The 1,937-nt window shown below is 71.1% G+C and carries 1 protein-coding gene; it reads left to right on the plus strand.

The features are described 5' to 3' along the window. The first annotated feature begins 617 nt into the window (after positions 1–617). Positions 618–1,190, plus strand: a complete 573-nt coding sequence (locus ACWGIU_RS36855; RefSeq protein WP_453712431.1) for a hypothetical protein — start codon at positions 618–620, stop codon at positions 1,188–1,190. Positions 1,191–1,937 lie beyond the last annotated feature (747 nt).

Genomic DNA, 1,937 nt, shown 5'->3' on the forward strand with positions numbered 1-1,937 from the left:
CCCCGGATCCCGTCGTCCACGTCCATCCGCTGGTCTCCGGGCCGGTTGAGGTGGTGCGGCTGGTCGGCGCGGTGGCCGACGCCGCCGACGTCACGGTTCTTCCCTCGATGGCGACATCGCGGGCAGGGAGTTGCGCACAGCGTCCGTGGGCGTCCGCGGCCGCCGCTGGACGGCCCGGCACAGACGTACGCGCCGAGCTCGCCACCGCGCCGGATGCCGCCGGGCGGCTGTCGCCCTCGGCCTGTCTGTGCGAGGTGCCCTGTGACCGGCGCAGTACCGAGCGCCCCGGATCGCTCGGGCGCGGGATGAAGGCCGCCTGCAGCCGAACCGGTGTCAAGGGGGGGGGTCGCGACGTCCCGGCGACAGCGGTGACCGAGGTCGATGTGGCGAGGCGGTGTCCCGGGGGTCGTGGACGACAGCGTGTGGCCCCCTGGATCGGTTGACGCCCCGCCTGAAGAGAACAGGCGCAGTGCCGACCCCTGGCCGGTAGGAAACATCCCCTGGGACCTGCCCGCGCCGGCAGGCCCCGAGCCCCAAACGGTGGAGTGGCGCTCCTGTGCCCTGAACTGGTGCCACGATGGGTAGGAGGACGCCAGTCAGTGTGCGAGGAGGTCCCGTTGAACGAGCCGTCGGAGAACAAGGGCCCGAAGGTGCCTCCCTCCTACCCGCCCCGTACCCCGCCCCCGCAGAAGAAGCCGGTCGAACTCCCGCGGCCCGAGCCGAAGACGAAGCCGGCCGGTACCACGCTCCCCCTGCCCGGCCCGGGCCAGGCCCGGATCGAGACCCGCCGCCCTCGCATGGCGGTGAGAAACCGGCGCGTCAACAACTGGGTTCTGGCCGCGGACCCTTGGGCGGCAGGCAAAGCGGTCCGCCATGTCACCGCAACCGTGCGCGGCTGGCGGTACAGCCATCCGCAGGACCCTCTCCTGGAGGAGACCGTGCGTCTCCTCGTCGACACCGCCGTGAAGGACACAGGCAAGCGCATCAGCGTCCACCTGGCCGACCAGGACGGCCTGCTCCTCGTCGTGGTCCTCAGCCACACCGGAGTCGAGCCCGACGCCACCATGCTCACCTCACTCGCCTCGATGACCGGCACGGTCAGTTGCGGCACCGACGCCTGCGACGAGGGCAGAAGGATCTGGTCGCTGCTGTCCACCGAACCTCCCCGCGACCGGACCCCCGGCGCCTGATCCGTCGCGGACGGTCCGGTCAGCTCGCCAGCCACGCCGGACTCGGTCCAGCCCGCGGACAGGTTGCGGGGCATCGAATCCACGTCCACCGGCCCGAACGGGTACAGCAGCGACAGGTCGCTCTCCGTGGCCGAACAGGGCCGGCAGACCGTCTGCTCGGTTTCGTGAGGTGTCATCGCGCGCTTGCGGCGCGGCGGGAGGTCTGCCGTGCCCTGTGCAAGCCCCGCCTGCGGCGCGGGCGGCAGAGCGTGTGAAGGACGCGCCGGAGAACCGGCACCGGAAAGAGGGAATCCCGGGTCAGGCGGCCACTCCGCTGGAGATGATGCTGCAATGCCGCGCAACAGCAAGGATCGAAGTCCGGCCCACTACATCGTCGACGGGGTTTGGCCAGATGCTGTGCTCGCTGAAGATGCGCCCACCAGCGCCCACTACGGGCAGAGACTGGCGGGCAACCTGCAGAAGGCATGGAGACAAAAGGCCTCACTCTTCGCACAGTCTGTGCGGAATCATCTTCACCCTGGGCGGCCTGCTCGAGTCCCTCTGACAAGTCCAGGCGCCCGGCTCGTCGGCCGCTGCGAACGTCTTGGGCTGGTGCAGGCCGCGGCGCGCGGGGATCGGGAGGCACGACAGGAGCGGTTCGGCAAGGAGGGACGGCCAGGGTCGACCGTGGAGTAGCCGTCCGGGCGGTCGGCTGACCCCTTGCGGGGGCTGGGACGACGGCCCTGCTTCCGGGCGCGGCAGCAGGGC

It is taken from the genome of Streptomyces sp. NPDC054840, from assembly GCF_053611065.1.